Here is a 26950-nt window from a genome sequence, read left to right as displayed (position 1 = left end):
ACGGCAAAAGCAAATATGAAGCCGAATAGCTAAGCGGTCTTAAATTCAATATCTTTTATAAGTGTATCGAAAAGCAGTAAAAATATCCCTCGTTTTGGTTTACCTGGTAATAATAGCGGGGGCTGTAGTAAGAATGACAGGCTCCGGAATGGGTTGCCCCGATTGGCCAAAATGCTTTGGATATTACATCCCGCCAACTCAGGAATCTGAACTCCTCTTTCAGCCAAATAAAATGTATAAAGAAGGCCAGGTAATTATTATAGAGGAAAGTCTTAAAGTGGCTGCATCAAACTTTACTTCTTCCGCAGAATATAGTCCCGATAACTGGAAAAATTATACTAAACATAATTATGCTATTTTTAACCCAACCCACACCTGGGTGGAATATATCAACAGGCTTTGCGGTGCTTTGGCAGGTTTTGCAGTTTTAATAATGGCTGTTCTGTCTTTTAAAAAGTGGAAGTCCAGGAAACGCATTACGCTTCTTTCCTGGCTTAGCGTTTTTCTTATGGGATTCCAGGCATGGCTTGGCGCAACGGTGGTATATTCAGTGCTTGCGCCTGCTAAAATTACCATTCATATGTTAATGGCTTTGGTGATTGTAGCCATTCTCCTTTACCTTATCTATATTTCTTCTGAAAGGAAACGGGAACATTTCAGCAAAGAAAGCTTTCAGAAATTGCTTATTATAGCAGTTATTCTCACCCTTGTCCAGGTGGCAATAGGAACACAGGTGCGTCATTTTATAGATGAACAGGTAAAAACTCTGGGGTATGGTGTTGAAGACTTATGGCTGCAAAATCCAGATTTCACCTTCTATTTTCACCGCTCCTTCTCAATGCTCGTATTAGTGATTAACCTGCTGCTTTGGTGGCAAAACAGGAAATTTCAGCTCAATTTTTCCAAGGTAAACTGGATCGTTTTTCTTGTAATATGTGAAATAGCAACCGGTATAGCGATGTACAATTTCGATTTTCCGTACCTCAGCCAGCCTTTACACCTGGTTATTGCATCACTGTTTTTCGGCGTACAGTTCTATATGTTAATGGAGTGCCTTAATGCCCCAAAAAATACAAAAGTTCGTAACTTTGCAGTCTAAAATTTACAGCTATGGTTTATAGATTTAGAGTGATTCTGGATACAGAGGAAGACGTGTTTAGAGATATTGAGCTGTTACAGGATAGCACCCTGGAAGACCTTCACAATACTATTGTACAGTCATTTGGTTTTGACGGGACAGAAATGGCTTCTTTTTATACCAGTGATGAAAATTGGAATCAGGGAGAGGAATTTTCACAGTTTGATATGGGCGGGGAAGTACGTCTTATGAATGAAACCAGCCTGGATAGCATACTATCAGAAGATAACACAAGGATGATTTATGTTTATGATTTCCTGAATATGTGGACCTTTTTAGTAGAGCTTGCTGAAATTGCCGAACCGGAAGACACCATAGATTATCCAAATCTCATGTTTGTACATGGCCAGATTCCTGCCAATGCGCCTGAAAAAGAGTTTATAGCTGAAGAGGAAGAAGGAAGTGCCGAATTTGATGATGATTTTGACATTGATGATTATGATAATCTTTCTTTTGATGAAAACTGGAATTAATTCGGCTTAATCTTAATTGTACCTATTTCTAACATCTTTATCATTTTTAAAATTAGATGATCAACCTTTTTAATGCCCAAATTGAATCGCTTTCCATTCACCGCGTAGGGAACAAGAGCAGGAATGAAGGAATTTTTCTCTCTGCCAATCCTTATAACCTGGAAGATGAAATTAAACCTCTTATCAAGGAGTTTTTCCTGAAACCCTTTCGTGAAAAGGAAGAAAACTATTATCATTTTGCCCATGAAGCTGATTTGGAGTTTAATGAACTTTATAATCTTGCCAATGCCGCTTTTGATAATCCGGACCAAATTCATGAAGTTTCAAAAAAAATAAGCACGCTGCTGTTTGAACAATCCTCTCACCCACATATAAAAAGCGGGGAAGTTTATGTGGTTTATTTTGAAAATATGCAGCTGGATAATGAAAAAATGACGGCTATTGGCATTTTTAAATCTGAGTTAAAGCACGATTTCCTTCAGTTTGAAGAAAAAGGAAGCGTGTTGGATATGATCGTGCAGCAAGGGATTAACCTTAATAAACTTGATAAAGGTGCGCTTATTTTCAATAAAAACAGGGCTGAAGGTTACAAGATCCTTTCGGTAGATTCCAACCGTTATGATACCAAATACTGGCTGGAAAATTTTCTGGGTGTAGATGTTTTGGCTGATGAAAATTACAACACCAAAAACTACCTCAACTTCTGTAAAAATTTCGCAAAGGACGTGGTTTTACCTGCGGAAGATAAAAAGGAAGAAGTTATGTTCATGAACAGAAGCATGGATTACTTTGCAAAAAATGACAAATTTGAAGAAAGCAATTTCCTTAATTCTGTAATAGACAATCCGCAGCTGGTGCCGGAATTTCAGAATTATAAGGTTGAAAAAGCACCGAAGTACAAAATTGAAGATTTATCAGACTTTCCTATAGCAAATACTGCGGTTACAGCAGCCAGGAAGAAGATAAAAAATGTGATAAACCTGGACACCAATATCCAGATAAAACTGGATTTTGTAAATGCAGAATCTGCTGAAAAATTTGTGGAAAAAGGATGGGACGAAGAAAAGCAGATGTATTATTACCTGGTTTACTTTAATAAGGAGGAGAAAAGCTGATTTTAGTTAAGATTGAAAAGTACAGAGTTGAAAAAAATTATCGGTTGTGGGTTTTAATTCAAAATCCATGATTTAAAAATGAGATAATAGCTCTCCTCCTTATTTTAGGAGAGGTGGGCGAAGGCCGTGGTGGTTGTTTTTCCACAAATTCTTTTAATGATTAGCTACTAATAAATCAGCTCAACAGTCTTTTCATATTTATATCTTCGTAATTCCGCTTCACAAAATCCAGGGCGGTTCTTAAAATCTGTCCCATGGTACTGGCTCTTTTAAATTTCATATCGGCAGTATATTTATAAAGATCCTGCCTTAATTTTTTCACATTATCCCCAGTTGAAACATTATCATTAATCATACACCTTATCAATTCTTTATACCTGCTCTTAGTATTGATAATACGCTTGGCCAACAAAGATCTTTCTTCCTTCCGGTATTGCTCAATGGATGATTCCTGAAGTTTCTCTGAAACCAGCTTTACCATGTTGTAATTTTCTTTAAAGAACTGTGGTCGATACACCTTTAAATCCCCTTCAAAACACTGCTGATCAAAGTCTATAGCTCTTATCTGGTATTCCACATGATCAAAATCATGGGTAGGAATCACCACGTAATTATAAGAACGCATATCTCCCAATAAACGCACAGTACAACGTTCGTTAAATTTTACAAACTGTTTGGCAATTTGTGTTTGAGCCCGGTTATCACAAGTGGGCAGGTGATCATCTATAAAAACATCTCCGGGTATGCCTGCAATATGTTCCTCAATTAAAGTGTCTTTATATACTAAAAAATTAATACGGTGCGGGGAAAGCAGATGCTCAAATTCAAGCCCGTATACACGGGAAGCATCAGCTTTTTTTACATAAAAGTAGGTGAAACTGTCATTCAGGATATTCCGCACCTTTACCCGGAAAGGCTTTGAATTTCCAAACGTACAGTAATCAATCGCATCGATATTAAGAAATTCCAGGGAGTCATCACTTCCATCTGAATGTAAAATGGTATAAACTTTTTTCAGGCTATTATCAATTTCCATACGTTCACTATCGGAATAATAACAGCGCACCCAAAATGTATCTTCTTCATGCTGATCATAAACCACAATAGAACCTGAAAATCGAAGTAAATCATCATAGAAAACAGGAATCATTGTATTACGGTTATATTTGGCCAGATACCTGTTGAAGCGTTCATTTATAGGAAACGAAGGTTTCTTCTTCGACATTAATTTCTGCTGCATTTTCTTTCGGTTTTGCCCAAAAATACAGTTTCTGGGGCTAAAATTGTAACAAAGAAGTGCTTTAGTCGTCATATTTAAAACATTTCTTCAATTTTGGAAACAATTCTCAGTATAAACAACCTTACCAAAAAGTATGGTTCCCTCACTGCGGTAAATAATTTATCTTTTACCATAGAAAAAGGCAACATATATGGTATTTTAGGACCTAACGGAAGTGGAAAATCCACAACCCTCGGCATGGTTCTTAACGTGGTAAATAAAACCAGCGGCGATTTTGCCTGGTTCAACGGAAAAGAATCTACACACGAAGCGCTTAAAAAGGTGGGGGCTATTATTGAACACCCTAATTTTTATCCTTATATGACGGCTACACAAAACCTGAAGCTTGTATGTAAGATAAAAGATATATCCAGCTCAAAAATTGATGAAAAGCTTGAGATAGTAGGCCTACTGGATAGAAAAAACAGTAAATTCCGCACCTTTTCCCTGGGAATGAAGCAGCGGTTGGCAATTGCTTCTGCCCTTCTTAACGATCCTGAAATTCTTATTCTGGATGAACCCACTAATGGTCTGGATCCGCAGGGAATTCACCAGATAAGGGAAATTATAAGGAAAATTGCTTCCATGGGCACTACCATCCTTTTGGCATCCCACCTTCTGGATGAAGTAGAGAAAGTTTGTTCTCATGTAGTTATTATCAGAAAAGGAGTAAAGCTTTACACCGGCCCTGTGGATGGTATAAACGCCAGCCACGGATTCCTTGAAATGAGAGCAAAAGACACTGCCCAACTTTCTGAACTACTGAAGGCTCATCCAAAAATCGGCAAGGTATCAACTAAAGATGATTGTGTGACTGCAATTTTAAAAGAGCCTGTAGATGCCGAAGAAATCAATAAATATTTGTTTGAAAAAGGACTCTTTTTATCCTATCTGGTAAAAAGGAAAGAAAGCCTGGAAGAACAATTCCTGCAATTAACTAACCAAACAAATAAAGCCTGATGTTACGACTCCTGAATATAGAATTTCATAAATTGCGTTACAGTAGGTCTGCAAAAATCCTTACCCTCACCTACTTCATTCTTATCACTTTTATTGCACTAATCGCTTCCATTGAATTTAATTTTGGAGATATTCAGTTTCGGGTGGCAGATCAGGGCATATTTAATTTTCCCTACATCTGGCATTTCAACAGTTACATTGCTGCCCTGTTAAAATTATTCCTTGCCATCGTAATTGTTTCCATGATGTCCAACGAATACAGTAACCGCACTCTAAAACAAAATCTGATTGACGGGCTGAGCAAGAAGGAATTTGTACTTTCTAAATTTCTAACAGTTCTTGTATTTTCGGCAGTTTCAACGGTATTTCTGTTTATAGTCTCCCTGTTGCTGGGGCTTTCTTTTTCAGATTTTACCGAATTATCCATCATCTTTTCAGATATGGAGTATTTAATAGGATACTTTATAAAATTAACGGCATTCTTCGCTTTTTGCATGTTTCTGGGAATTCTTGTAAAGCGCTCTGCTTTCGCACTGGGCTTTCTTTTTATCTGGTGGATACTGGAAAGTATAGTTTATGGAATTCTTAAGTGGAAAATTTTCCGCGACAGCGATACCGCAGATCAGATTACAAGATTTTTCCCGCTGGAAAGTATAGGCAATTTAATAAAAGAACCATTTACCAGGCTAAATGCATTTCAGGCTGCCGCAAACCAAACGGGTTACGGCTTTGAAAAGGATTACGGCATACACTGGTACCAGCTTGTTATTGTAATCGTTTGGACTCTTGTATTTGTTTATCTTTCTTACTGGTTGCTTAAAAAGAGGGATTTATAATTTCCCACTATTACTGCTGCAGCAATTATGCCCGATTTTTTATCGGGCGTTAAAACATTTTCACCGAATTGAAAAATTACTTGCTGCTTGTATGTTAAACATTCTCTTTGATATTTATGGCAAGGTTTAGAACGGCAACTTCAACGGCAATCCTATGCCCTCTGATGATTACTGGTTCACTATAAGCTTTATAAACGGAAGGGAAATTAGAGGCCATTTCAGTCTTAAAAGGGCAAACTGAGCTTCTACAGTTTTAATAAGCATTAGAATTGCTTATTTTTGTGGGGCTTAGAAAAAGAAACTATGAAATTCAAAATTGAATCTGAATATAAACCTACCGGGGACCAGCCACAGGCAATAAATCAGCTGGTAAAAGGAATCCAGAGACATGACCAATACCAGACTTTATTGGGAGTAACCGGATCCGGGAAAACTTTTTCCGTTGCAAATGTTATACAGGAAGTACAAAAACCAACTTTGGTGCTGGCACATAATAAAACACTGGCGGCACAACTGTACTCTGAATTCAAGCATTTTTTTCCTGATAATGCCGTGGAATATTTTGTGAGTTATTATGACTATTATCAACCGGAGGCTTTTATTCCCACTTCAGGAACATATATAGAAAAAGATTTATCTATAAACGAAGAGATTGAAAAACTTAGATTAAGCACCACTTCTTCCCTTCTTAGTGGCCGCCGGGATGTATTGGTTGTTGCTTCGGTTTCCTGTCTTTATGGTATTGGTAATCCGGTGGAATTCAAAAAAAATGTTGTTTCTATAGAAAGGGATATGAATATTTCCCGTACAAAATTACTGCATAAACTGGTGCAAAGCCTTTATTCCAGGACAGAGGCTGAATTCACCCACGGGAATTTCAGAATTAAAGGTGACACCGTGGATATTTTTCCTAGTTATGCTGATAATGCCTTCAGAATTCATTTTTTTGGAGATGAAATTGAAGAAATTGAAGCTTTTGATCCCGGAACCAATGATGTAATCGAGAAATATGACCGCCTGAATATTTATCCGGCTAATATGTTTGTTACTTCTCCCGATGTACTTCAGGGAGCGATAAGAAATATTCAGGATGACCTGGTTAAACAAGTAGATTATTTCAGGGATATTGGCAAGCATCTCGAGGCTAAACGGTTGGATGAAAGAACCAATTTTGACCTTGAAATGATCCGGGAACTTGGTTATTGCTCCGGAATTGAAAATTATTCCCGTTATCTGGACGGCAGAAAACCTGGTACCAGGCCTTTCTGCCTACTGGATTACTTTCCTGATGATTACCTGATGATAGTTGACGAAAGCCACGTTACCATTCCGCAGGTGCACGCCATGTACGGTGGTGACAGATCACGAAAAGAAACACTTGTGGACTACGGTTTTCGTTTACCTGCAGCCATGGATAACCGTCCGCTCAAATTTGAGGAATTTGAAGCCCTGCAAAACCAGGTGATCTATGTAAGTGCTACCCCTGCCGATTATGAACTTCAGAATAGTGAAGGGGTATATGTGGAACAGGTTATTCGTCCTACCGGCTTACTTGATCCTGTTATTGAAGTGCGCCCAAGCAAGAACCAGATTGATGATCTTATTGAGCAAATTCAGGTAAGAATAGAAAAAGATGAACGTATCCTGGTTACCACGCTTACCAAAAGAATGGCCGAGGAATTAACAAAATACCTCACCAGAATAGATATTAGGTGCAGATATATACATTCTGATGTAGATACTCTTGAACGCGTTGAAATCATGCAGGATCTTAGAAAAGGCTTGTTTGATGTGCTGATTGGTGTAAATCTTTTAAGAGAAGGACTTGATTTACCTGAAGTTTCACTGGTAGCAATTATTGATGCCGATAAGGAAGGATTCCTGAGGAGCAATCGTTCCTTAACCCAAACTATTGGAAGGGCCGCAAGGCACGTGGAAGGTAAAGCGATTTTATATGCCGATAAAATTACCGACAGTATGCAAAAAACCATAGACGAAACAGAATATCGTCGGCAAAAGCAAATAGCTCATAATGAAGAGAACAATATCACTCCTACCCCACTGGTCAAAAAACTGGACAGTGTACTGGTAAAACAAAAACTGGATGTTTATGACCATGAGCGTCCTCAAACATTAAAAGCTGCAGAAGAAGAAGTGGAATACTTCAGCAAAGGACAGCTGGAAAAAGCTATTCGTGAAAAAAGAAAAACTATGGAAACAGCAGCAAAAGAACTGGATTTTATGGAAGCTGCAAGGCTTAGAGATGAAATAAAAATGCTACAGGAAAAGGTTAAGGATAAGGCGTAAAAAATTTAATATAATCCTCTTAATTTCAATTAATTAAATTACATTAGTTTTATCCCAGACTACCTATGACCTAAAGTGAATGGTTTGATCATCACTTATGAAATCTGTCATATTTACATTTTTATTTTTTCCACTTTTGCTCCAGGCACAGGTTGGCATTGGCACTACAAATCCCAGAGCACAATTGGATATTGTAGCTGCAGATAAAGCTAATCCTGCACAAATTGACGGAATCCTTATTCCCAGAATTGAAAAATTTCCTTTAACCAATCCCGGAACAGAGCAAAACGGAATGTTGGTTTTCCTGTCGAAAGACGTCAATGGTTTCACCTCCGGTTTTTATTACTGGTTAGCTTCCGAGAATAATTGGAAAGCTATGGCGGCAAATTCTGCATCTTCCAATTTTTATAAACCCGGCACAAGTATGAGTCCCAATAATATTACAGATGTCGCTTACCGGGAAGGCAATGTGGGAATAGGGACTGATCTGATTACCTCCAAACTTCAAATTGCTATTCCGGCAGGAAAAGACCTGAATATCAAGAAAACCCTGGAGGTAGATAATAACAATTCGGCTAGCGATAATCTTACCACTTATGGAATTGTGAATGACAATCGCAGCGCCACAAACGGGACTAAGTACGGCATAAAAACCAATGTAGGGGGAAATGGAACCGGAATTCATTACGGAATTTTTAATGAAGCTTATCAAAATAACGGCACTAATGATATCTATGGAATTTTTAACCGTGTTGGGCGCACATTTGGTGCAAGAAGTAAAAACTACGGTATTTATTCAGAAATAGGTTCTGTACAGGGGGTTGGTGATATTTATGGGATCTACAGTGCAGCTTCCGGTGACAGCAATTCAAATGTATTTGCGGGATATTTTGCAGGAAGAGTAGGTATTGGAGCCACGCCTGACGTAGAATATGTGCTTCCTGATAGCCGCGGTTCAGAAAATCAGGTGCTGGTAACCGATAAGGTTGGTAAAGTTAGCTGGAAACATCCCGGAACAGTAAATTATATTTCTACGGAAGCGTTAACGGGAGATTATGTAATAGGAGAAGAGGTGGGCACTCTTAGGATCAATAATCAGGTTAGCGGATTGATTATTCCGAAAGCTTCGGATAATAAAGGCAGAATAATCACGCTTGTAGGCTGGCCGGCAACCGGCACTAAGAACCTCATTTTTTCAGGAAGCGATAATTTGCTTGATATTGCTACCAATACCCAGATTACAACTATAAAAGGCGGCCAAAACTACCAGATACAAAGCGCCGGAAATCGTTGGATAATTCTATTCAAAAGCTGAATTCAGGCAATAAAAAAGCACCCGGAAGAGGGGTGCTTTAGTTAACTCATTAAATCTATTTTATGAAATTTCAATCAGCCGTTTAGGCTGAACTTTAGCTTCTTCCCGCTTAGGTAATGCTATATGAAGCACACCATCATTATAACTTGCAGAAATTGCTTCGCTGTTTACAGATTCAGGTAGACTAAAGGCTCTCTTGAAGTTGGAATAGCTAAACTCTTTCCTGGTAAACTTTCCATCTTTATCAGAAGTTTCATTTTCTTTTTTCTCCTGGGAAGAAATAGTAAGAACATCATTTTCCAGTTCTATATTAAAATCTTCCTTCTTTTTGCCAGGAGCAGCTACTTCTACAGAAAATTCCTCTTCGGTTTCCTGAATATTAACAGCCGGAATTGTAGTACCAATACTATTAACATTTGTAGTTCCTCCTAACCAATCGGTTTTAAACATATCGTCGAAAACCGATGGCAGCCAATTGGCCTCATTTCTTTTAATTAGACTCATAATTCAAATATTTTAAGGTTAATGATTATTAATTTCAGAAGGTTTATAGCAATTCAAATTCCAAATTAAAAATAGCGACATAGTGTCGGTATTTTATGAAATAATAATGCCATATTGACACCTTTTAATTTTTAATTGTTAGATCTTAAGATTAATTATATTTACCCAAAAATACCGGATGAAGCATTTGCTCAATAAGATTTTTACATTCTTTAATTCCATTCAAAGTCAAATCGCTTTTTATCCCACGGTACTGGCGGCACTGGGATTCAGCTTTGCATTTTTCATGATGTATCTTGAGGAAAGAGGTATTTCCAAATATCTTCTGGAAACTGTGCCAGTTCTGGTGGTAGATAATGGTAACACAGCGCTTACCTTGTTAAGTTCATTTATTACCGGATTAATTTCTATGATGGTTTTCAGTTTCTCAATGGTTATGGTTTTATTAAACCAGGCTTCGAGCAACTATAGTCCACGATTATTACCCGGACTTATATCAGATAAAAACCATCAGATCATATTGGGAATTTATCTCTTTACCATCCTCTACTGTATTTTTATTCTTTTTTCAATACAACCTACAGGGGATAAATACCAAATCCCGGGTTTTTCAGTCCTGCTTGGAATTTTATTTACCGTAATCTGTATTTGCGCTTTTATCTATTTTATCCATAACATCTCACAGAAGATACAGATTAACAATATCTTGGAGAATATTTTTAGATTATCTGAGAAACGGCTGAAATATATATTAGAATCTGAAGACAGGGAAGCAGTTGAATTTCCTGATACTTCCGATTGGCATGAATACCATACAGAACAGACGGGCTATTTTCAAAATATAGCTTTACAGAACATATTAGATATCTGTGAGAAAAAAAATATACAACTTCATATTTTACCCGTAAAAGGTATTTTTGTTTTACGCGGAATTCCGGTTTTTAAATCCAAAGAAGAACTGGATAAAAACACCATTGATGCAATTCTTTCCGAATTCAATTTTTCCAGGGGAGAACTGATAGAAGACAATTACGCCCTGGCTTTTAAACAAATTACCGAAATTATTGTAAAAGCTATGTCCCCAGGAATTAATGACCCCGGCACTGCGCTTAACGGAATAGATTATTTAACTGAACTTTTCGCACTAAGAATGCAAAAACGGGATCAGAGTGTAATTATAAGTGAGGATAAAAGTTTAATTAAACTCTCTACTATTAACTTTGAAACCCTTTTATTTAATGTTTTGGCTTCCATTCGTACTTACAGCAAACATGATATAATCCTGGTTCAAAAGCTGGCGGTTATGTTTATGTATCTCAAAAGGCAAAAAGCAAGCTTTTCGTGCTATTATGACGTTATAGACCAGGAAGCGGCAACCTTGCTTTCCGATGCTAAAAATATTATTTCCAATAAAAGAGATTGTGAAGTAATAAAGGGCTTAGCAGAAAAACTTGGTCTTAATCCTGAAACTTTTGAAAAGGAATAGATTACCTTTGTCCTATGGCACTAACAAACAATGACATTTTCAAAAAACTAAGGGTAGCACATAAACTGCGGGATGATGATATTGTGCAAATTTGCGCCCTGGTTGATTTTAAAGTTACTAAAAGCGAACTGGGAGCAATTTTTAGAAGTGAGAATCACCCGAAGTATGTGGAATGCGGGGATCAATTCCTGCGGAATTTTCTAAATGGACTCATTATTCATCTTCGCGGGCCAATGCCGGAAAAGAAGTGAGACTGTAGACAAAATAAAAAGGAGTTGATCTTTTATTCAACTCCTTTGCTTTTTCTGCTGAAATATTATCTAACCAGCTTCTTGTATTTAATTCTTTTGGGCATTACATCGCCGCCGAGACGTTTCTTCTTATTTTCTTCATAATCTGAAAAGCCTCCTTCAAAGAAATAAACCTGCGAGTCTCCTTCAAAAGCAAGAATATGGGTACAAACCCTATCCAGGAACCAACGGTCGTGTGAGATTACCACAGCACAACCTGCGAAATTTTCTAAACCTTCTTCCAGGGCACGCAATGTGTTAACATCTAAATCGTTCGATGGCTCATCCAGAAGCAACACGTTTCCTTCTTCCTTTAAAGTCATGGCCAGGTGCAGCCTGTTACGTTCTCCACCAGAAAGCATGTTTACCTTTTTGTTCTGTTCACTTCCACTAAAGTTAAACCTGCTAAGATAAGCACGGGAATTCACTTGGCGACCTCCCATCATCACCAGTTCCTGTTCATCACTAAAATTTTGCCAGATAGTTTTTTCAGGATCAATATCAGAGTGGCTTTGATCTACATAAGCGATTTTTGCAGTTTCTCCTACTTCAAAATTGCCTTTATCAGGTTGTTCCTCTCCCATTATCATCTTAAAAATTGTAGTTTTACCGGCACCGTTTGGACCAATAACCCCAACAATTCCAGCCTGCGGAAGTTTGAAATTTAAATCTTCATAAAGTAGTTTGTCGCCAAAAGCCTTACTTACTCCATTGGCTTCAATTACATTAGTTCCCAAACGCGGTCCGTTAGGGATATAAATTTCAAGCTTTTCATCAACCTGCTTCTGGTCCTGGCTGAGCAATTTGTCGTAATTATTCAAACGAGCTTTTTGCTTTGCCTGCCTTCCTTTGGGATTCATTTTAGCCCATTCCAGCTCCCGTTCCAGTGTTTTTTGACGCTTGCTGGCCTGTTTTTGTTCCTGGGCCAGTCGTTTGGATTTTTGATCCAGCCATGAAGAATAATTTCCTTTCCATGGAATTCCTTCTCCCCGGTCCAGTTCTAAGATCCAACCGGCAACATTATCAAGAAAATAACGGTCGTGAGTAACAGCGATTACTGTTCCTTTATATTGTGCCAAATGATGTTCCAGCCAATGCACAGATTCCGCATCAAGGTGATTGGTAGGCTCATCCAGAAGTAAAATATCAGGTTCCTGCAGGAGCAATCGGCAAAGGGCAACGCGACGCCTTTCCCCTCCGGAAAGTACTCCCACTTTTTTATCGGCATCAGGGGTACGTAAAGCATCCATCGCTATTTCCAGTTTTGTATCCAGTTCCCACGCATTCGTGGCATCAATCTTATCCTGAAGTTCCGCCTGCTTATCCATTAGCTTTTGCATCTTATCTGCATCTTCATAAACTTCAGGCAAACCGAACATATCGTTAATCTTGTTGTACTCATCTAAAACATCTACAGTTTCTGCAACACCTTCCTTTACAACCTCCAGAACGGTCTTATCATCATCCAGCTTTGGCTCCTGTTCCAGATAGCCAACACTGTAACCTGATGAAAAAACCACATCTCCCTGGTAATTACTGTCTTCTCCGGCAATAATTCTTAACAGTGTGGATTTACCTGAACCATTAAGACCAAGGATTCCAATTTTTGCTCCGTAGAAAAAACTCAGGTAAATATTCTTAAGAACAGGCGTATTTGCATTTTTATAGGTTTTAGTGACTCCGGACATAGAGAAAATCACCTTTTTATCATCTGCCATATTATTAAAATTTAAGGATATAAAAGTTCTGAAAAAGCTGCAATATCTTCTTCAGAAGTAGTGCAAATATCCTAAAATTATATCAGAAAATATTATTGTAATGGCAAAATCAGCTTTTGTGCAGCCCCAGTAATCTAAGAATTACAATTAACTGCCCCGTGTGATAGGAAGTATGTTCAATCACCAGCATCAGCTCCCGGAGAAGAGTATGATTTTCACTATTTTCTACAGGTTCCATTAGTTTGTTCTTTGGGTCAAGAATAAAATCTTCAAAATCTTTCCTGCATTCAAAATAATCGGCTTTTAAATCTTCCCATTCTTCTTCATTCTCAGGAGAAACTTTCTTCGGCCAGTAATCATCCGGCCAATTTGCGTTCTGGTATTCTTCCGCAGAACAATATTCAATAATATCTTTTTGAGCATAATGAATATGGTAAAACAGCTCATAAAAAGAATAAGGTAAAGATTGCGGTCTTTTCCCAATTTCCTCAAAAGGTATCTCATCCACAAATTTGGCAATTGACAAATATGCTTCTCCACCCTGAAGCTGCTTAATTAACTGCTTTTTTATTTCTTTTTCTGAATTCATGTTATACTCTTCCTTTTAATGCATTAAACGCCCATGAAATTGCAAAAAATCCTATACCTACTACCGAAAATCCTATGGCATAATCAAGGTACTTTAAAAGTCCCAGCAATATCACTGTTGCCCCAATTAAAAACAGTACGAATGAAGCCCAACCAAATATGGAATTTTTATTCATTCCCATAGAAATTCTTTTAAGAAATAATGTGCAGATAAGTATTTCCTGCTTTACAATTATACAATAAATCAGATTTGTACTTTAGCTAAAAACCAAATTAAGGGAGTTTTCCCTGAACCTGTCTTAAAAATATACCAATATTTATAAGCTTTTCTAAAATCTGCTTTATTTTCTATTTTAAAAGTGCAAATTCACCATTCATTTATTTTACTTCTAACCCAAATAATGGTCATAATATCTGCCATGTAGTATAATAAAATATTATTTCTACTTTTTATACAGATAGCCCGGAAAACAATAAATTTTGTATATATTTAAATTGACGGCCCCATCAAATTTAGACCTAACTAAACCTAACCAACTAAATTGAAAGCATCTTGTCTAAACCGATTTATGTCACCAAAACAAGCTTACCTAAAAAAGAAGCTTATAATACTTATCTGGATAAAATTTGGGAAAATGGATGGGTAACTAATGAAGGGCCTTTGGTTAAACAACTCCAGGCAAAACTTCAGGATTTTCTGAAAGTTCCTTATGTTCAATATACAACCAATGGCACAATTGCTTTACAGCTTGCCATTAGAGCCCTTGAAATTCAGGGCGAAATTATTACCACATCATATTCATATGTAGCTACCGCTTCTTCTATAATTTGGGAGGCTTGCAAACCAGTTTTCTGTGATATTTCTAAAAAGGATTTATGTATTGATCCGGACCTTATTGAAGAAAAAATAACCCCTGCTACAAGTGCTATTTTGGCTACCCATGTATATGGGATACCATGCCAGGTTGAGAAAATTAAAAAAATTGCAAAAAAACATAACCTGAAGGTTATTTATGATGGAGCCCATGGCTTTGGTGTTAAACTGAATAACATATCCATTTTTAATTACGGGGATCTCTCTACTACAAGCTTTCACGCCACAAAGATTTTTCACACTATTGAAGGCGGAGCAGTCTTTTTAAAAGACGAATTACTTTCTGAAAAAATAAGGCATAGCAAATCTTTTGGACACCAGGGAGACAATCATCTTTTCCTTGGAATAAATGGCAAAAATTCAGAATTTCATGCTGCAATGGGCCTATGTAATCTAACTCAAATAGATTCTATAATTAAGTCCCGAAAAAAGCTATTCTATAGATATACAAACGCATTTGAAGAGTTACCTTTAATATTTCTAAACATTCCTGAAAATGTACAATATAATTATGGGTATTTTCCTGTAATATTTGAAAGTGCAGCGGCAAGAACAAAGACGCAGGAATTTCTTGAGGCAAGGAATATTTTCCCGAGACGTTATTTTTTCCCCTCACTAAATACAATAAATTATATGCCGGACCAAAATTGCCCGGTTTCCGAAGAAATAAGTCAAAAGGTCTTATGTCTGCCATTCTATCCACAGCTGACTGAAGAAGAAACCAAACGAATAATTAAAGCAGTTCAAAAGTCTTTTGAAAAATGAAAGTAGCCATTATGCAACCTTATTTTTTCCCGTATATAGGTTATTTTCAATTAATAGCAGCTACAGATGTTTTTGTATTTTATGATGATGTTAATTTCATAAAAAAAGGATGGATCCATCGCAATAACTTTCTGTTTAACCAAAGCAGGTCGCTTGTAAGTATTCCACTGAAAAAACCCAGTCAAAATAAAAAAATTGATGAAATTTTAATACACCAGGAAAATTTTGAAATCTGGAAGAAAAAATTTTTAAAAAGTATTTTTCAGAATTATAAATGCAGTCCGCATTTTGAAGAAATATGGGAGCTGATTAATTCGTTTTTCAGTAAAAATTTTACTTCTATTTCAGAGTTAAGCATGGAAAGTGTTAAAGCCGTCTGCTCTTATCTGAATATTAAACGCATGTTTTTAACTTCTTCCACGCTGGATTATAACAGAAATCAAAATGCAGAAGAAAAAATTTTAGAAATAAATCATCTCCTGAAATCCTCTGAATATTATAATCTATCCGGGGGGAAACATCTATATGAAGGAAAAAATTTTAAAAAGAAAAATATCTCATTAAAATTCATGAAAGATAAAGGCTCTAAATATCCGCAGCAAAGGAAAGGTTTTGAAGCAAATTTATCTATTATAGATGTTCTTATGTTCAACGATATTCCAGCAATCACAAATATGCTTTCAAATTATACTATAACAGAATGAAACAAGAAGTAAAGAAAATAGTCATTTTTGGAGAAAGCCAGCTTGCAAGCCTTGCCCATTTCTATTTTAAACATGATAGCCCGCACGAAGTAGTAGCGTTTACAGTAGATCGCGACTATCTCAATTCAAAAGAACATGAAGGTTTACCTATTGTAGCATTCGAAGAGGTAGAAGATCATTTTCCTCCATCGGAGTACAGCATGTTTTTACCTATCAGCTTTAAGAAAATGAGCCATTTAAGGCGTGATAAATATGAGGCTGCAAAAGCCAAAGGTTACCATCTGGCAAGCTATGTTAGTTCAAAAGCCACCACCTGGCCGGATCTGGACATTGGCGATAACTGCTTTATCTTTGAAGACAACACCATTCAGCCATTTGTAAAAATAGGAAATAACTGCGTGTTGTGGAGTGGTAATCACATTGGCCACCATACTACCATTAAAGATCACGTATTTATTACTTCTCATGTAGTAATTTCCGGAGCATGCACCATTGAAGAGCATTGTTTTTTTGGGGTAAATGCAACAATAAGGGACGAAACTACCATAGCCGAAGCCACACTGGTAGGAATGGGAGCTATTATCACAAAGGATACCAAACCTGGCGACATACACTTAGGGCAAAGTTCAAAGATAATGGCAAAAAAAAGTATGGATCTGGATAGTATTTCACATAAAAGTAAAGGATGATGGAATGGATTAAGAAAGGTATGTTCTTTAATACAGATCATAATTTTGACTGGATGATTTCCCATGCATGTGTTCCAACAGTTCATGTGCTAAATAAAAATGTTTTCAGGATTTTTTTTGCCCCAAGAAATAAAAAGGGTCAAAGCGAATTAACTTATGTTGATGTTGATTCTTCAAATCCTAAAAATATCCTTGGTTACCCGGAAAAACCTATAATGCCTTTAGGTAAACTAGGGGCTTTTGATGACGGAGGAATTATGCCATGCTCTGTTGTTCCTACTAAAGACGGACTTTACCTTTACTATGTGGGGTGGAATCCCAGCGGCTCAGTTCCCTATAGAAACTCCATAGGCCTGGCGGTGAGTAAAAACAATGGCGAAAGTTTTCATCGTATGTTTGAAGGCCCAATAGTAGACCGGAACCCTCTGGAACCCTATTTCACAGCCTCGCCGTATGTTATGCAGGAAAACAATATCTGGCATATGTGGTATGCCTCCAGCACAGGATTTGTAAAAGTAAATGGCAAGCCCGAACCTCTATATATAATTAAATACGCTTCTTCTGAAGATGGTATTACATGGAAACGGGAAAATCTTACCTGCATAAAACCCAAAGATAAATTTGAAGCGAATGCCCGTGCTTCAGTTATTAAAGAGGACGGGGTTTATAAAATGTGGTTTGCTTACAGGGGTAGTTTCGATTTTCGAAATGGCAAAGACAGTTATAGAATTGGCTATGCCGAATCCTGGGATGCTGTAAATTGGGAGCGTATGGATCATAAAGCAGGAATTTCATTTTCTGAAAATGGCTGGGACTCAAAAATGCAAACCTACCCGAATGTTATTGTTCATAATTCGCGTAAATATTTATTCTACAATGGAAATGGATTTGGTGAAACAGGAATAGGATACGCAGTAGATAAAAATTGAAATATGCAGACAGAAATTTTTAAATATAATATAGAGGAATATAATTTTCCTCAAATAATGAGAAACCTCCTTGAGATTGAAGAACTTTCACAAATAAAGGCCGAAGCCAAAGAACAAACTTCAGAAAACAATAATTCGCTTTACAAGAATATGGAACAAACTCTGTTATACAGGCGCCTCTATGATAAATTGAATTCTGAAGAAGGTGAAAAATTTTACCAGACCTTTCACCGGTTCATAAAGCATGTAATACGCCCCCAATATAAAGAAGGGATTTATTATCAGGAAAAACCTTCACATCGTTTCCTTTACCGTAATGCCGAAGGGGTTTCGCGATTTCACCGGGACAAAGATTACGGCCATAATGAAGTGGAAATTAATTATTTTGTTCCGCTAACCAACGCGTTCGATACGAACAGTTTGTGGATAGAGTCTGAAGAAGGTAAGGAGGATTTTAATGCACTTAATCTTAAACCCGGAGAATTTGCCCGGTTTAAAGGTGTAAATCTTATGCATGGCGCCAAAAATAATACTACCGGAAAAACCCGAATCTCCTTCGACTTCCGGATTATTCAACAGTCTGATATGCCTGAGGAAGTAAAAGACACCACTAATTGGGAAGAAAAAGATAAAGAAAATCCTCTTTTTAATAATGCCCATAATTTTGCTTTCTGTAGCTAATGGATAAAGAATCTAAAGAAATACTGGTTAGCGTATCCATTATTACTTACAATCAAAAAGAATTTATAGGTGAAGCTATAGATTCTGTTTTGATGCAGGAGGTCGATTTTAACTATGAGATAATTATTGGAGATGATTGCTCTTCAGATGGTACGCAGGAAATCCTCAAGGAATATGAGGCAAAATATCCTGCTATAATTCAACTCATTCTTCATCCCAGACGTTATAGTGAAATACCTGGCAGAACAAACAATATTACTAATATATACGCCTGCAGGGGAAAATATATAGCTTTACTGGATGGAGATGATTTCTGGATAAGTAAGGACAAGCTTCAAAAACAGGTAGATTTTTTAGAAGCAAATCCAGACTATTCAATTTTCGGCCATCAGGCAAAAATAGCAGAAAAAGACAGTAAAATTACTGCAATTTCTAAAACTCATCATGAGGAAAAATTTGACAGTGCCAGACTCAAAATGGTAGATTTATTTAAAACTCCTTATGCCTTTATTTCTACTTCTACTTTCATGTTCAGAAATAATGCTCTTGGAGAATTCCCGGGATGGTTTTGGGAAATTATCAGTGCTGATTTTGCCTTAATGCTTTTACTCACACAAAAGGGCGATTTAAAATTTTCCAAAGATATTTATTCGGGATATCGCCGGCATGGGGATAGCTTTATGGTAAATCATTTTTTTACTGTTGAAAATTTAGCATTAAAAATAAATGAACTTCGATTATATCGAAAAGTATTTATCCCTTATTCCTTTCATGAAAACTTTCTAAAATATTTAAAAAAATCCAGTGCAATACAGCGCAGAATTGCTTATATAAAGTATTATCATCTTGCAAAGCTACATCACGAAAAACAACATTATTTTATTCTAAAAAAAACGTTACCTTATTCCCTTACAGATCTCTCCTTTCTATTTTTCCCAAAACTGGTATATAAAAAGCTTCGGAAATCAGTTCTTCGCACGAAGTGATTTTTTTAAATCTTTACTGAAATAGTGGCAAATACGCTCATAATCGTAATTTTCCTTGATATATGCTTTTGCATTATTAGTTATTTTTAATCTTTCACCAGGATTAGACTTGTAATAATCCAGTTTTTGCTGAAGATCCACCAAGTCTTTATATGTCACAAAAACATCTTCTGGAAAATGTTCTCTGAAGTTTGGAGCATCACGGGTAACTAAAAATCCTCCCACTCCCATTACTTCAAAAATACGCTGGTTAAAGCCTATGCTATTTGCTGTATCTACATAGTCATTTACTACTGCAAAACTATCTTTATATATCTGTAACATCTCAAGCCCGGATGTAGCACCCTGAAAGCATTTTTCCAACATTGGAAAATCTTGTATTCTCCGGCCGTCTCCACCATATTTCCACCAGTATCCCCACCATCTAAAACTTTGAATATGCTGTGCTACCTCGTTAAAAAACAAGGTTCTTTTCAAAAAATTCTCAGTACCCAATCCTCCTACAAAAACAACATCTTCATTACTGCCTCCTGCTCTCAACTCCTCATTAATTCTACAATCAAACCCCTGGTCATTTAGAATTGTCTCAACTCCGTGTAGTTCAAAAAAGGTTTTAAAATCCGGTTGATCGGTATATATCAAGTCCCAGTCATTAGGATGCCAGCTATATGGCAAACGTGCTGATAACCTTGCCACCAAAAGCGTATCTTTTCTATAGCGTCGCCAGAAGGCGCTGGGTATTGGTTGAGATCGGGCAAAAATAACATCGGGTTTAAAATGCTTTATGTAGTTATGTACTACATAATTTCTCCACTTCCTTTTCTGGAAATTTAATTTAGTCCTACCCCTGCCATACAAAAAACGTTTATAATAATAACTTTTACCTAAAACTTCCTTACCTGCTTTTTCTATAAAATCATCATCAAGAAGAAAAAATTCTTCAGCTTCCCAATCTCCCTGCTGGTTTAAATGATATGTATAGAAATCTGAATAATTACTCCTTAAACTAATTAGCCTGTTTCTATATTCTGCCAGAGAAATCTTGTCTACATCACCCCATTCTTTCTTTTTTTCAGACAAATATTCTGCCGGATGGATAATATCGAATTTCAGTAATTTAAGCTTTTTCAAAATAGAAATCTTTAATATTCATTGCAACATATTTTAAAGCTTCCGTTGAAAATTCCGGATAGAAAGGCAGAGAAAGAATTTCATTTTGCACTTTTGAGGCCACAGGAAAATGCACCTCCTCAAAATCATAATCCTGATAACATAATTGAAATGGCAGTGCCTTTGGATAATGGATCATAGTTGCTATTCCCTTTTCCTGCAGGTTCTTTTTTAAGCCGTCCCTGTTTTCTGCCCTAATAACATATAAATGATACGCATGTTTAGCAGCAGAAGCCTCCACAGGTAATTTTATGTTTTCCATTCCTGTTAGCTCCTCTTTGTACTGATTTGCTATTTTGCGGCGTAAATTAATCCATTTTTCCAGGTATTTCAATTTTACGGAAAGAACAGCAGCCTGAATTCCATCCATCCTGCTATTCCTGCCATGTGTAATATGTTTATGCCGTTCTTCCTGACCATGATTGGCTATTGCTAAAATTTTCAATTTTAGATTGGTATCTTTTACAACTATGGCGCCCGCATCTCCAAAAGCGCCCAGATTCTTAGTGGGGAAAAAACTATAAGTGGCAGCATCTCCAAATGTACCAACCTTTTTTCCGTTTATTTCAGTGCCATGGGCCTGGGCGCAATCTTCAATGACTTTAAGATTGTATTTTTTTGCTAACTCAATAATTCCCATCATATCGGCGGGATGGCCATAAAGGTGAACCGGAATGATTGCTTTGGTTTTTTCTGTAATTTTATCTTCAATTTTTGAAACATCTATACAATAAGTCTCAGCATCAATATCAACAAATACAGGTGTGGCTTTCCTTGTAGCGACCACTTCAGAAGTAGAAATCCAGGACATTGCCGGGACTAAAACTTCATCTCCTTCACCTATTCCAAATGCAGTAAGGCATATTTCTAAAGCATCGGTGCCATTCCCACAACTAACCACATGTTCTGCTTTAAGATAAGCTGCGAATTCATTTTCAAAAGTGGTGACAGGGGAACTTTTAATAAAAGCGGAAGAAGCAATAACTTTAGTCATTGCTACATCTACTTCATCTTTTATTGATAAATATTGTTTGTGTAAATCTAAAAAATCTATGGTCATAATTTATAACTCTGATGCCGGTTTAAGTCGAGAATATCCTCTGCTAACTTTAATATAATTCCTTTATTCTCTTCACAACTAACTTCTAAAGAATCTTTTCGAAAATAAATAATGCTTCCTTCCTTAAACTTTCCTGTTAATGCTATTTTTTCAGCTTCCCTGACTATAATTTTCTTATTATTTATCATAATATATGCAGGATTTCTTTCTGAACTTAAAGCCCATACTTTTCTATATACCAGGTCCCGATTCTTCCATTCAACTAAGCGACTGTCTGCTGGAATTCTCCTTTTAATATATGTAGCTTCTTCATTTAAATTTTTGATATTCTTAATTTCAGCTTTTTTAAAATTAATCAGAAAATCGCTGAAGTTATTTTCTAAAACAGTAAGAAGATTTTCTCTGGCAGAAGCAACTGAAATTTTATCTTCCGCTTTTATCATTTCCTGCCAACAAATAGGCCCTTCGTCAAACCCTGGGGTCATTTCATGGATAGTAATTCCAATTTTATCTTCTCCGTTAATTAATGCCCAGTGCAGCGGATGCCGGCCACGATATTTTGGTAAAGCTGAAAGATGAATGTTTAATACTTTATAATATTCAAGTAATTTTATAAACCTGAAGTTACAAAAACAATTTACTATAAAATTCACCTTATAGTTTTCAAGAATTTGCAGTAGCCTGTCTTCCTCAAAGCCGCTGAAGAAATGATCTTTATCTATATATTTAAGATATTCACGCTGCAACCCGGCAGAAACCGGTTTTTGAAGCCCAATTAGAAGCGGGAAATTTTGCGGTTCCCCAAGAGATTTCAGAATCCTCAGGGGTCCGTCATTATTGCCAACCAAAGCCCAATTCATACAAAAAATGGATATAAAAATTCGCTGAGTTCACTTACCTGCTTAATTGGTGGTTTCTGCGAAACAATTAGTTTTGTAAATTCATTTAAAATTTTTTTATCCTCTTTTTCTTTATCTTCTAATTGCAAAGCTTCAAAATTAAAAAGGCTTATGGGATATTCTTTCCCTCCCATATCTTCCTTAAACTTTCGTAAACCTTTATAATCCTCGCCTGCACCACTCATTCCCAAATCAATAAAATCTATTCCTTTCTCTATGGCCAAATGTATAAGTTCATCAAAAAGAAGATTGTTCGGTCTTTTATCAAGGTGTTCTTTTGCAGAAGCACCAAATTTATAATACCATGCATTGTTATGCTCTAAAACAATTATGGAGGCAATATGTTTATTACTGAAAACTGCTTTAAGCATGAACCCTTTATTTCGATCAAAAAAACTTTTTTGAATATTTTCGAAAAAGGTAAATGGCTGGGGAATTATTTGAAATTTCTTCATCCGCAGGGCTCCATATAAGCCATAAAATTCCTTAAGGTCATTTTCTGAACGGGTTCTTTCTACAAATACTTCTTTCTTTACTGCCTTCCTGACTCCTCTTTTAAATGATGAAGATTGGCTCTCCTCTACCTGCTTTAAATCTTTATCATAAAATTCTATTCGATGATAAACTGCAGATTTTTCATGAGTTCCATATTTCAAAACAGAACCAGATGGAAACCGGCTCTTAAAAACTATATTATATAGCGGAAATTCTTTTTGAATACTCTTAATAATTAATGATGCCGTTTCCGGCGATAAATTATCTTCTCCGGAATAATCAGAAAAAGGAAGACTGATAAGTTTCTTTTCAAATGGGTTATCTACTATGCCAAATATCAGGAACTGTTCGGAATAATCATCCAGACCCAGTACAAAATCCATTTTATAGGTAAGCCGTAAAACTTCTATCCAGTAACTTGAATGAAAGAGGAGATTTGTTCCTTTTTTTCTGAACCCCGGGGGAAAATCCGGATATTTATAGGTAGTTATCTGACTCATTGCATCCTGGTATGCATATAAATTTTTTCTATAGCCTCAATGCTTCTAAGGCCTTCTTCTCCCTCAACAACCCCTTTTCGATCCTGAATTATTTGAAGCGCCAAATCGTGCACCAACTTATTGTGATTGGAGCTTGAACCCTGGTAACTTCCATAAGAATTTGGTTTATCTTCAAAATCAATATCAAGGGGTAAAGGATAGGATTGTACATCCCAGAATTCAATTTCATTTAAGTATTGTCCGCCTATTTTTATAGTACCTTTTTCTCCCAAAATAGTTATGCTGCCCTCAAAATTGGAATTGTAAACACAATTTGTCCAGAATATGGATCCTAAAGAGCCATTTTTGAACTTTAAAGCCGAAACTCCGCAATCCTCTATTTCTATCTCGTGATTAAGTGTCTCAACCAAAGTTCTTGCTTCCTCAATCTCCCCAAACCACCAAACCAGTAAATCTAAAAAATGACTTACCTGGGTAAATAATGCTCCGCCTTCAGAACTTTTTTTGCCCCTCCAGGACGATTGCTCATAATAATCCTGATTACGGTTCCACATCACATTGCATTGTACCATAAAAACTTTCCCCAGCCTTCGCTTTTTTAAAGCTTCATTAGTAAGATAAATTGGCGTGTTGTACCGGTTTTGCTTTACAACATAAAGTTTTACCTTATTTTTTTCAGCACATTCTATCATTTTCATTCCTTCGGAGCTGCTTAATGCCATCGGCTTTTCGACCAAAATATGTTTTTTATATTCTGCAGCCATCATGCTCATTTCTGCATGCAGCCCGTGAGGAGTACAAATACAAACAATATCGATATCCCCTTCTTTCAGCATTTTTTCAAAATCCTGAAAGCATTTTACGCTATCTTCCAAATTTTGAACAAGCTGTAACTGTTTTGGATCGATATCACATATTGCTGTAAGTTTGGCATTTTCTTCTTCCAGAACTACATTTATATGCCGTTTTCCAATGTGTCCGCATCCTACTACTGCGAATTTTATACGATCCATCTTTAAATTTTTGAACTTATTATTTCCTTCTCCTGGTTTTTCACTATCCTAAAATCTGTATAAAACTTATCCAAACCAACCGGCTGGGGATCCCCGGAATCAAAAAAATCATTACCAAAAACCTTAAGTTTAAATGCATTTCGAACATAATCCTGTACCAATGTATCTCCCCTGCCTTCAGCGATATATAAATCACATAAATACAATCCTTCCGAAAGAGGCATGCGGGGAATTTCAAAAGTCAGAAGTGTTTCTTCCTCCAGGCTAATCCGCTTCCCGAACAGGGAAGAAGAAAGTGTAAATAACCTGTTATCGAGTGCATCCCTAAAACATACAGCTGCATAAACTTTTTTTGGTTCACCCCCCTGACGACTTTTTAAGGTAGTATGAATAAAAACCCTGGAACCGGTCCTTATTTCTTCTGCCGGCCTTAAAGCTTCATTTTCAACACGCACGCTGGTAAACCTAAAATCCCCCATCCCCTGCCTGTCATTTCGCAGGGAAATTTCTGGTTCACTGGAGTTTAGGTTAATATTGGCATATTCCTGTACAGCTTCATCTGCTGAACCATCAAAATAATGACTACCTTCCTTAAGTACCAGCCCCCTGGTACACAACCTGGAAACTGCTCCCATATTATGACTAACAAAAAGTACCGTTCTTCCACTATTATGGCTTACCTGCTGCATTTTACCTATAGCTTTTTTCTGAAAAGCGGCATCTCCCACTGCCAGTACTTCATCTACAATAAGAATTTCAGGTTCAAGATGGGCTGCCACAGCAAACGCCAAGCGTACCTTCATTCCAGATGAGTAGCGTTTAACAGGGGTATCCACATATCGTTCTACCCCGGAAAAAGAAACAATTTCGTCTAATTTAGATTTAATTTCACTCTTGGTCATCCCAAGTATGGCACCGTTTAAAAATATATTTTCCCTTCCTGTTAGCTCATGATGAAAACCTGTTCCCACTTCAAGCAAACTGGCAATTCTTCCTCTGGCTTTAAACATTCCGGTGGTAGGAGCCGTAACCTGGGACAATATTTTTAGAAGTGTAGATTTACCGGCACCATTGCTGCCTATTATTCCCAAGACTTCCCCCTGCTCTACCTGAAAATTAATATCTTTTAATGCCCATACATAATTTCCTCCGGCCTTTTGGGAATGCCTATTAATTTCGGTTAATTTCAGATAAGGATCAGGCTTTCCCCGTACCTTATACCACCACCTGTTAAGGTCGTGTGAGAGTGTGCCGGTACCCACCACTCCAAGCCTGTATTGCTTACTTAAATCTTCTACCTGAATTGTTACATAACTCATACCGTATCCATAAAAGTTTTTTCGGTTTTGTTAAAAACTACCAGACCTAAAAATAGTATTACAATTGTAAATATTAAACTATATAGCAAATAATAAAAGTCTATTGCACCACTTCCCAGGAAAATATATCTAAAAGCTTCAATTAGTGAACTTATAGGGTTAGCAAGTATGAAAATTTTATATTTTTCGGGTGCTTCAGAAAGTGGATAAATTACAGGAGTGGCATACATTACCAATTGAATCCCAAAGGAAATAAGAAAACTAAGATCCCTGTATTTTGTGGTAAGCGATGAGATAATCATCCCGAAACCCAAACTTAATCCTGCCACCATCACTAGCAGAAACGGGAAAAGAATGATGTCCGGCCCAATATCATGTAAATCCATCTTAAAAGAAAAATAAATTAGTACTCCTATAAAAAGTAAAAACTGAATTCCAAATTTTATAAGATTGGATAGTATTGTTGATAATGGAACAATAACTCTTGGAAAATATACCTTTCCGAAAATATTTTCATTGCTTTTAAAAGCATCTGCAGTGGCTTTTAGACAATCGGCAAAATAATTCCAGAGAATGATACCGCTAAGGTAGAAAAGAACATGGGGGAGCCCATCTGTTGATATTTCAGCAATATTACCAAAGATAATTGTGAAAATGACCGTGGTTAATATCGGCTGAATAATAAACCATAACGGACCAAGAATGGTCTGTTTATAAACGGTTACTACATCTCTCCTTAAAAACAGAACTAACAGGTCCCGGTATCGCCAGATTTCTTTTAGATTAAGATGAAACCATCTGGATTTTGGAGTTACCACCAGCGACCATGGTAAATTCTCATTTTCGGCCATAGAAAT

At 36.7% G+C, this 26950-nt stretch carries 27 protein-coding genes and 1 pseudogene; 16 read left to right on the top strand and 12 right to left on the bottom strand.

Going from position 1 to position 26950, the window contains the following annotated elements:
- Positions 1-61: 61 nt before the first annotated feature.
- The 3 genes from RM539_RS05200 to RM539_RS05190 are packed head-to-tail and all read left to right on the top strand — an operon-like array spanning position 62 to position 2726.
- Positions 62-1099, top strand: a complete 1038-nt coding sequence (locus RM539_RS05200) for a COX15/CtaA family protein (RefSeq protein ID WP_311502373.1) — start codon at positions 62-64, stop codon at positions 1097-1099.
- Between the two features lie 11 nt (positions 1100-1110).
- Positions 1111-1611: an IS1096 element passenger TnpR family protein gene (locus tag RM539_RS05195; protein ID WP_311502372.1), complete on the top strand. Its 501-nt coding sequence runs from the start codon at positions 1111-1113 to the stop codon at positions 1609-1611.
- A 56-nt stretch (positions 1612-1667) separates the two neighbouring features.
- Positions 1668-2726: a nucleoid-associated protein gene (locus RM539_RS05190; RefSeq protein ID WP_311502371.1), complete on the top strand. Its 1059-nt coding sequence runs from the start codon at positions 1668-1670 to the stop codon at positions 2724-2726.
- A 175-nt stretch (positions 2727-2901) separates the two neighbouring features.
- On the opposite strand, the gene RM539_RS05185 is transcribed toward RM539_RS05190, so the two are convergent.
- The gene (locus RM539_RS05185; RefSeq protein WP_311502370.1) at positions 2902-3966 is read right to left on the bottom strand and encodes a hypothetical protein; all 1065 of its coding nucleotides are present in this window, start codon (positions 3964-3966) and stop codon (positions 2902-2904) included.
- Positions 3967-4059: 93 nt separating this feature from the next.
- Here RM539_RS05185 and RM539_RS05180 point away from each other — a divergent pair, with 93 nt between their 5' ends.
- The 5 genes and pseudogenes from RM539_RS05180 to RM539_RS05160 all read left to right on the top strand — a co-directional run bounded on the left by RM539_RS05180 (position 4060) and on the right by RM539_RS05160 (position 9423).
- Positions 4060-4965 carry an ABC transporter ATP-binding protein gene (locus RM539_RS05180; RefSeq protein WP_311502369.1) on the top strand — a complete coding sequence of 302 codons (906 nt, stop codon included), beginning with the start codon at positions 4060-4062 and terminating at the stop codon, positions 4963-4965.
- Positions 4965-5801, top strand: a complete 837-nt coding sequence (locus tag RM539_RS05175) for an ABC transporter permease (protein WP_311502368.1) — start codon at positions 4965-4967, stop codon at positions 5799-5801. The genes RM539_RS05180 and RM539_RS05175 overlap by 1 nt, the downstream gene beginning before the upstream one ends.
- 142 nt (positions 5802-5943) lie before the next feature.
- Positions 5944-6042, top strand: a pseudogene (locus RM539_RS05170) (T9SS type B sorting domain-containing protein); the annotation flags it as partial.
- A gap of 62 nt (positions 6043-6104) precedes the next feature.
- On the top strand, positions 6105-8108 hold the full coding sequence (gene uvrB, locus RM539_RS05165; protein WP_311502367.1) for an excinuclease ABC subunit UvrB: 2004 nt from the start codon (positions 6105-6107) through the stop codon (positions 8106-8108).
- Positions 8109-8205: 97 nt separating this feature from the next.
- Positions 8206-9423, top strand: a complete 1218-nt coding sequence (locus tag RM539_RS05160) for a phage tail-like protein (RefSeq protein WP_311502366.1) — start codon at positions 8206-8208, stop codon at positions 9421-9423.
- 60 nt (positions 9424-9483) lie between these two features.
- Here the strand turns inward: RM539_RS05160 and RM539_RS05155 are convergent, their stop codons facing one another.
- The gene (locus RM539_RS05155) at positions 9484-9927 is read right to left on the bottom strand and encodes an Hsp20/alpha crystallin family protein (protein ID WP_311502365.1); all 444 of its coding nucleotides are present in this window, start codon (positions 9925-9927) and stop codon (positions 9484-9486) included.
- A 178-nt stretch (positions 9928-10105) separates the two neighbouring features.
- Between RM539_RS05155 and RM539_RS05150 the strand changes: the two genes are divergently transcribed.
- Together RM539_RS05150 and RM539_RS05145 are read left to right on the top strand one after the other, a co-directional pair.
- Positions 10106-11413: a DUF2254 domain-containing protein gene (locus RM539_RS05150; RefSeq protein ID WP_311502364.1), complete on the top strand. Its 1308-nt coding sequence runs from the start codon at positions 10106-10108 to the stop codon at positions 11411-11413.
- Between the two features lie 14 nt (positions 11414-11427).
- Positions 11428-11664: a DUF1456 family protein gene (locus tag RM539_RS05145; protein ID WP_311502363.1), complete on the top strand. Its 237-nt coding sequence runs from the start codon at positions 11428-11430 to the stop codon at positions 11662-11664.
- A gap of 65 nt (positions 11665-11729) precedes the next feature.
- Here RM539_RS05145 and ettA read toward each other — a convergent pair whose 3' ends face one another.
- From ettA to RM539_RS05130, 3 genes are all read right to left on the bottom strand, one after another.
- Complete coding sequence (gene ettA / locus RM539_RS05140; protein ID WP_311502362.1) at positions 11730-13421, bottom strand: energy-dependent translational throttle protein EttA; 1692 nt, start codon at positions 13419-13421, stop codon at positions 11730-11732.
- A 109-nt stretch (positions 13422-13530) separates the two neighbouring features.
- Positions 13531-14010, bottom strand: coding sequence for a DinB family protein (locus RM539_RS05135; protein WP_311502361.1), 480 nt, complete (start codon positions 14008-14010; stop codon positions 13531-13533).
- Between the two features lies 1 nt (position 14011).
- On the bottom strand, positions 14012-14191 hold the full coding sequence (locus RM539_RS05130) for a CAL67264 family membrane protein (RefSeq protein ID WP_311502360.1): 180 nt from the start codon (positions 14189-14191) through the stop codon (positions 14012-14014).
- 371 nt (positions 14192-14562) lie between these two features.
- Between RM539_RS05130 and RM539_RS05125 the strand changes: the two genes are divergently transcribed.
- From RM539_RS05125 to RM539_RS05100, 6 genes are read left to right on the top strand one after another with little or no spacing between them, the layout of a single operon-like run.
- Entirely contained in the window at positions 14563-15648 is a 1086-nt protein-coding gene (locus RM539_RS05125) for a DegT/DnrJ/EryC1/StrS family aminotransferase (RefSeq protein ID WP_311502359.1), read from the top strand.
- Positions 15645-16352 carry a WbqC family protein gene (locus tag RM539_RS05120; RefSeq protein WP_311502358.1) on the top strand — a complete coding sequence of 236 codons (708 nt, stop codon included), beginning with the start codon at positions 15645-15647 and terminating at the stop codon, positions 16350-16352. Before RM539_RS05125 ends, RM539_RS05120 begins: the two co-directional genes overlap by 4 nt.
- Positions 16349-17041, top strand: coding sequence for an acetyltransferase (locus tag RM539_RS05115; RefSeq protein ID WP_311502357.1), 693 nt, complete (start codon positions 16349-16351; stop codon positions 17039-17041). The genes RM539_RS05120 and RM539_RS05115 overlap by 4 nt, the downstream gene beginning before the upstream one ends.
- Positions 17038-17970 (top strand): glycoside hydrolase family protein, encoded by a 933-nt coding sequence (locus RM539_RS05110; RefSeq protein WP_311502356.1) that lies wholly within the window; start codon positions 17038-17040, stop codon positions 17968-17970. The genes RM539_RS05115 and RM539_RS05110 overlap by 4 nt, the downstream gene beginning before the upstream one ends.
- A 3-nt stretch (positions 17971-17973) precedes the next feature.
- On the top strand, positions 17974-18651 hold the full coding sequence (locus tag RM539_RS05105; protein WP_311502355.1) for a hypothetical protein: 678 nt from the start codon (positions 17974-17976) through the stop codon (positions 18649-18651).
- Positions 18651-19637, top strand: coding sequence for a glycosyltransferase family 2 protein (locus RM539_RS05100; RefSeq protein ID WP_311502354.1), 987 nt, complete (start codon positions 18651-18653; stop codon positions 19635-19637). Before RM539_RS05105 ends, RM539_RS05100 begins: the two co-directional genes overlap by 1 nt.
- Here the strand turns inward: RM539_RS05100 and RM539_RS05095 are convergent.
- Genes RM539_RS05095 through RM539_RS05065 form a run of 7 tightly spaced genes read right to left on the bottom strand, consistent with a single transcriptional unit; the run spans position 19617 to position 26944 of the window.
- The gene (locus RM539_RS05095) at positions 19617-20768 is read right to left on the bottom strand and encodes a glycosyltransferase family protein (RefSeq protein WP_311502353.1); all 1152 of its coding nucleotides are present in this window, start codon (positions 20766-20768) and stop codon (positions 19617-19619) included. The two genes, RM539_RS05100 and RM539_RS05095, sit on opposite strands and share 21 nt — an antisense overlap.
- Positions 20755-21867 carry a DegT/DnrJ/EryC1/StrS family aminotransferase gene (locus RM539_RS05090; RefSeq protein ID WP_311502352.1) on the bottom strand — a complete coding sequence of 371 codons (1113 nt, stop codon included), beginning with the start codon at positions 21865-21867 and terminating at the stop codon, positions 20755-20757. The genes RM539_RS05095 and RM539_RS05090 overlap by 14 nt, the downstream gene beginning before the upstream one ends.
- Complete coding sequence (locus tag RM539_RS05085) at positions 21864-22727, bottom strand: formyltransferase family protein (protein ID WP_311502351.1); 864 nt, start codon at positions 22725-22727, stop codon at positions 21864-21866. Before RM539_RS05085 ends, RM539_RS05090 begins: the two co-directional genes overlap by 4 nt.
- Positions 22724-23761 carry a GNAT family N-acetyltransferase gene (locus tag RM539_RS05080; RefSeq protein ID WP_311502350.1) on the bottom strand — a complete coding sequence of 346 codons (1038 nt, stop codon included), beginning with the start codon at positions 23759-23761 and terminating at the stop codon, positions 22724-22726. The genes RM539_RS05085 and RM539_RS05080 overlap by 4 nt, the downstream gene beginning before the upstream one ends.
- Positions 23758-24774 (bottom strand): Gfo/Idh/MocA family protein, encoded by a 1017-nt coding sequence (locus RM539_RS05075; RefSeq protein WP_311502349.1) that lies wholly within the window; start codon positions 24772-24774, stop codon positions 23758-23760. Before RM539_RS05075 ends, RM539_RS05080 begins: the two co-directional genes overlap by 4 nt.
- A 2-nt stretch (positions 24775-24776) precedes the next feature.
- On the bottom strand, positions 24777-26093 hold the full coding sequence (locus RM539_RS05070; RefSeq protein ID WP_311502348.1) for an ABC transporter ATP-binding protein: 1317 nt from the start codon (positions 26091-26093) through the stop codon (positions 24777-24779).
- Positions 26090-26944, bottom strand: a complete 855-nt coding sequence (locus tag RM539_RS05065; RefSeq protein WP_311502347.1) for an ABC transporter permease — start codon at positions 26942-26944, stop codon at positions 26090-26092. Before RM539_RS05065 ends, RM539_RS05070 begins: the two co-directional genes overlap by 4 nt.
- Positions 26945-26950: the final 6 nt, after the last annotated feature.

The sequence above is a fragment of the Autumnicola musiva genome, assembly GCF_031846585.1.
In the GTDB taxonomy this organism is placed as follows: Bacteria; Bacteroidota; Bacteroidia; order Flavobacteriales; family Flavobacteriaceae; genus Autumnicola; species Autumnicola musiva.
This window is presented reverse-complemented; position numbering and strand designations above follow the sequence as displayed.

Coding starts and splice junctions, on each gene's coding strand:
- RM539_RS05110 (WP_311502356.1), top strand. CDS start 17,038: ATGATGGAATGGATTAAGAAAGGTATGTTCTTTAATACAGATCATAAT.
- uvrB (WP_311502367.1), top strand. CDS start 6,105: ATGAAATTCAAAATTGAATCTGAATATAAACCTACCGGGGACCAGCCA.
- RM539_RS05105 (WP_311502355.1), top strand. CDS start 17,974: ATGCAGACAGAAATTTTTAAATATAATATAGAGGAATATAATTTTCCT.
- RM539_RS05130 (WP_311502360.1), bottom strand. CDS start 14,191: ATGGGAATGAATAAAAATTCCATATTTGGTTGGGCTTCATTCGTACTG.
- RM539_RS05115 (WP_311502357.1), top strand. CDS start 16,349: ATGAAACAAGAAGTAAAGAAAATAGTCATTTTTGGAGAAAGCCAGCTT.
- RM539_RS05160 (WP_311502366.1), top strand. CDS start 8,206: ATGAAATCTGTCATATTTACATTTTTATTTTTTCCACTTTTGCTCCAG.
- RM539_RS05085 (WP_311502351.1), bottom strand. CDS start 22,727: ATGAATTGGGCTTTGGTTGGCAATAATGACGGACCCCTGAGGATTCTG.
- RM539_RS05190 (WP_311502371.1), top strand. CDS start 1,668: ATGATCAACCTTTTTAATGCCCAAATTGAATCGCTTTCCATTCACCGC.
- RM539_RS05065 (WP_311502347.1), bottom strand. CDS start 26,944: ATGGCCGAAAATGAGAATTTACCATGGTCGCTGGTGGTAACTCCAAAA.
- RM539_RS05185 (WP_311502370.1), bottom strand. CDS start 3,966: ATGCAGCAGAAATTAATGTCGAAGAAGAAACCTTCGTTTCCTATAAAT.
- RM539_RS05080 (WP_311502350.1), bottom strand. CDS start 23,761: ATGAGTCAGATAACTACCTATAAATATCCGGATTTTCCCCCGGGGTTC.
- RM539_RS05120 (WP_311502358.1), top strand. CDS start 15,645: ATGAAAGTAGCCATTATGCAACCTTATTTTTTCCCGTATATAGGTTAT.
- RM539_RS05075 (WP_311502349.1), bottom strand. CDS start 24,774: ATGGATCGTATAAAATTCGCAGTAGTAGGATGCGGACACATTGGAAAA.
- RM539_RS05145 (WP_311502363.1), top strand. CDS start 11,428: ATGGCACTAACAAACAATGACATTTTCAAAAAACTAAGGGTAGCACAT.
- RM539_RS05175 (WP_311502368.1), top strand. CDS start 4,965: ATGTTACGACTCCTGAATATAGAATTTCATAAATTGCGTTACAGTAGG.
- RM539_RS05135 (WP_311502361.1), bottom strand. CDS start 14,010: ATGAATTCAGAAAAAGAAATAAAAAAGCAGTTAATTAAGCAGCTTCAG.
- RM539_RS05090 (WP_311502352.1), bottom strand. CDS start 21,867: ATGACCATAGATTTTTTAGATTTACACAAACAATATTTATCAATAAAA.
- RM539_RS05100 (WP_311502354.1), top strand. CDS start 18,651: ATGGATAAAGAATCTAAAGAAATACTGGTTAGCGTATCCATTATTACT.
- RM539_RS05150 (WP_311502364.1), top strand. CDS start 10,106: ATGAAGCATTTGCTCAATAAGATTTTTACATTCTTTAATTCCATTCAA.
- RM539_RS05195 (WP_311502372.1), top strand. CDS start 1,111: ATGGTTTATAGATTTAGAGTGATTCTGGATACAGAGGAAGACGTGTTT.
- RM539_RS05070 (WP_311502348.1), bottom strand. CDS start 26,093: ATGAGTTATGTAACAATTCAGGTAGAAGATTTAAGTAAGCAATACAGG.
- ettA (WP_311502362.1), bottom strand. CDS start 13,421: ATGGCAGATGATAAAAAGGTGATTTTCTCTATGTCCGGAGTCACTAAA.
- RM539_RS05155 (WP_311502365.1), bottom strand. CDS start 9,927: ATGAGTCTAATTAAAAGAAATGAGGCCAATTGGCTGCCATCGGTTTTC.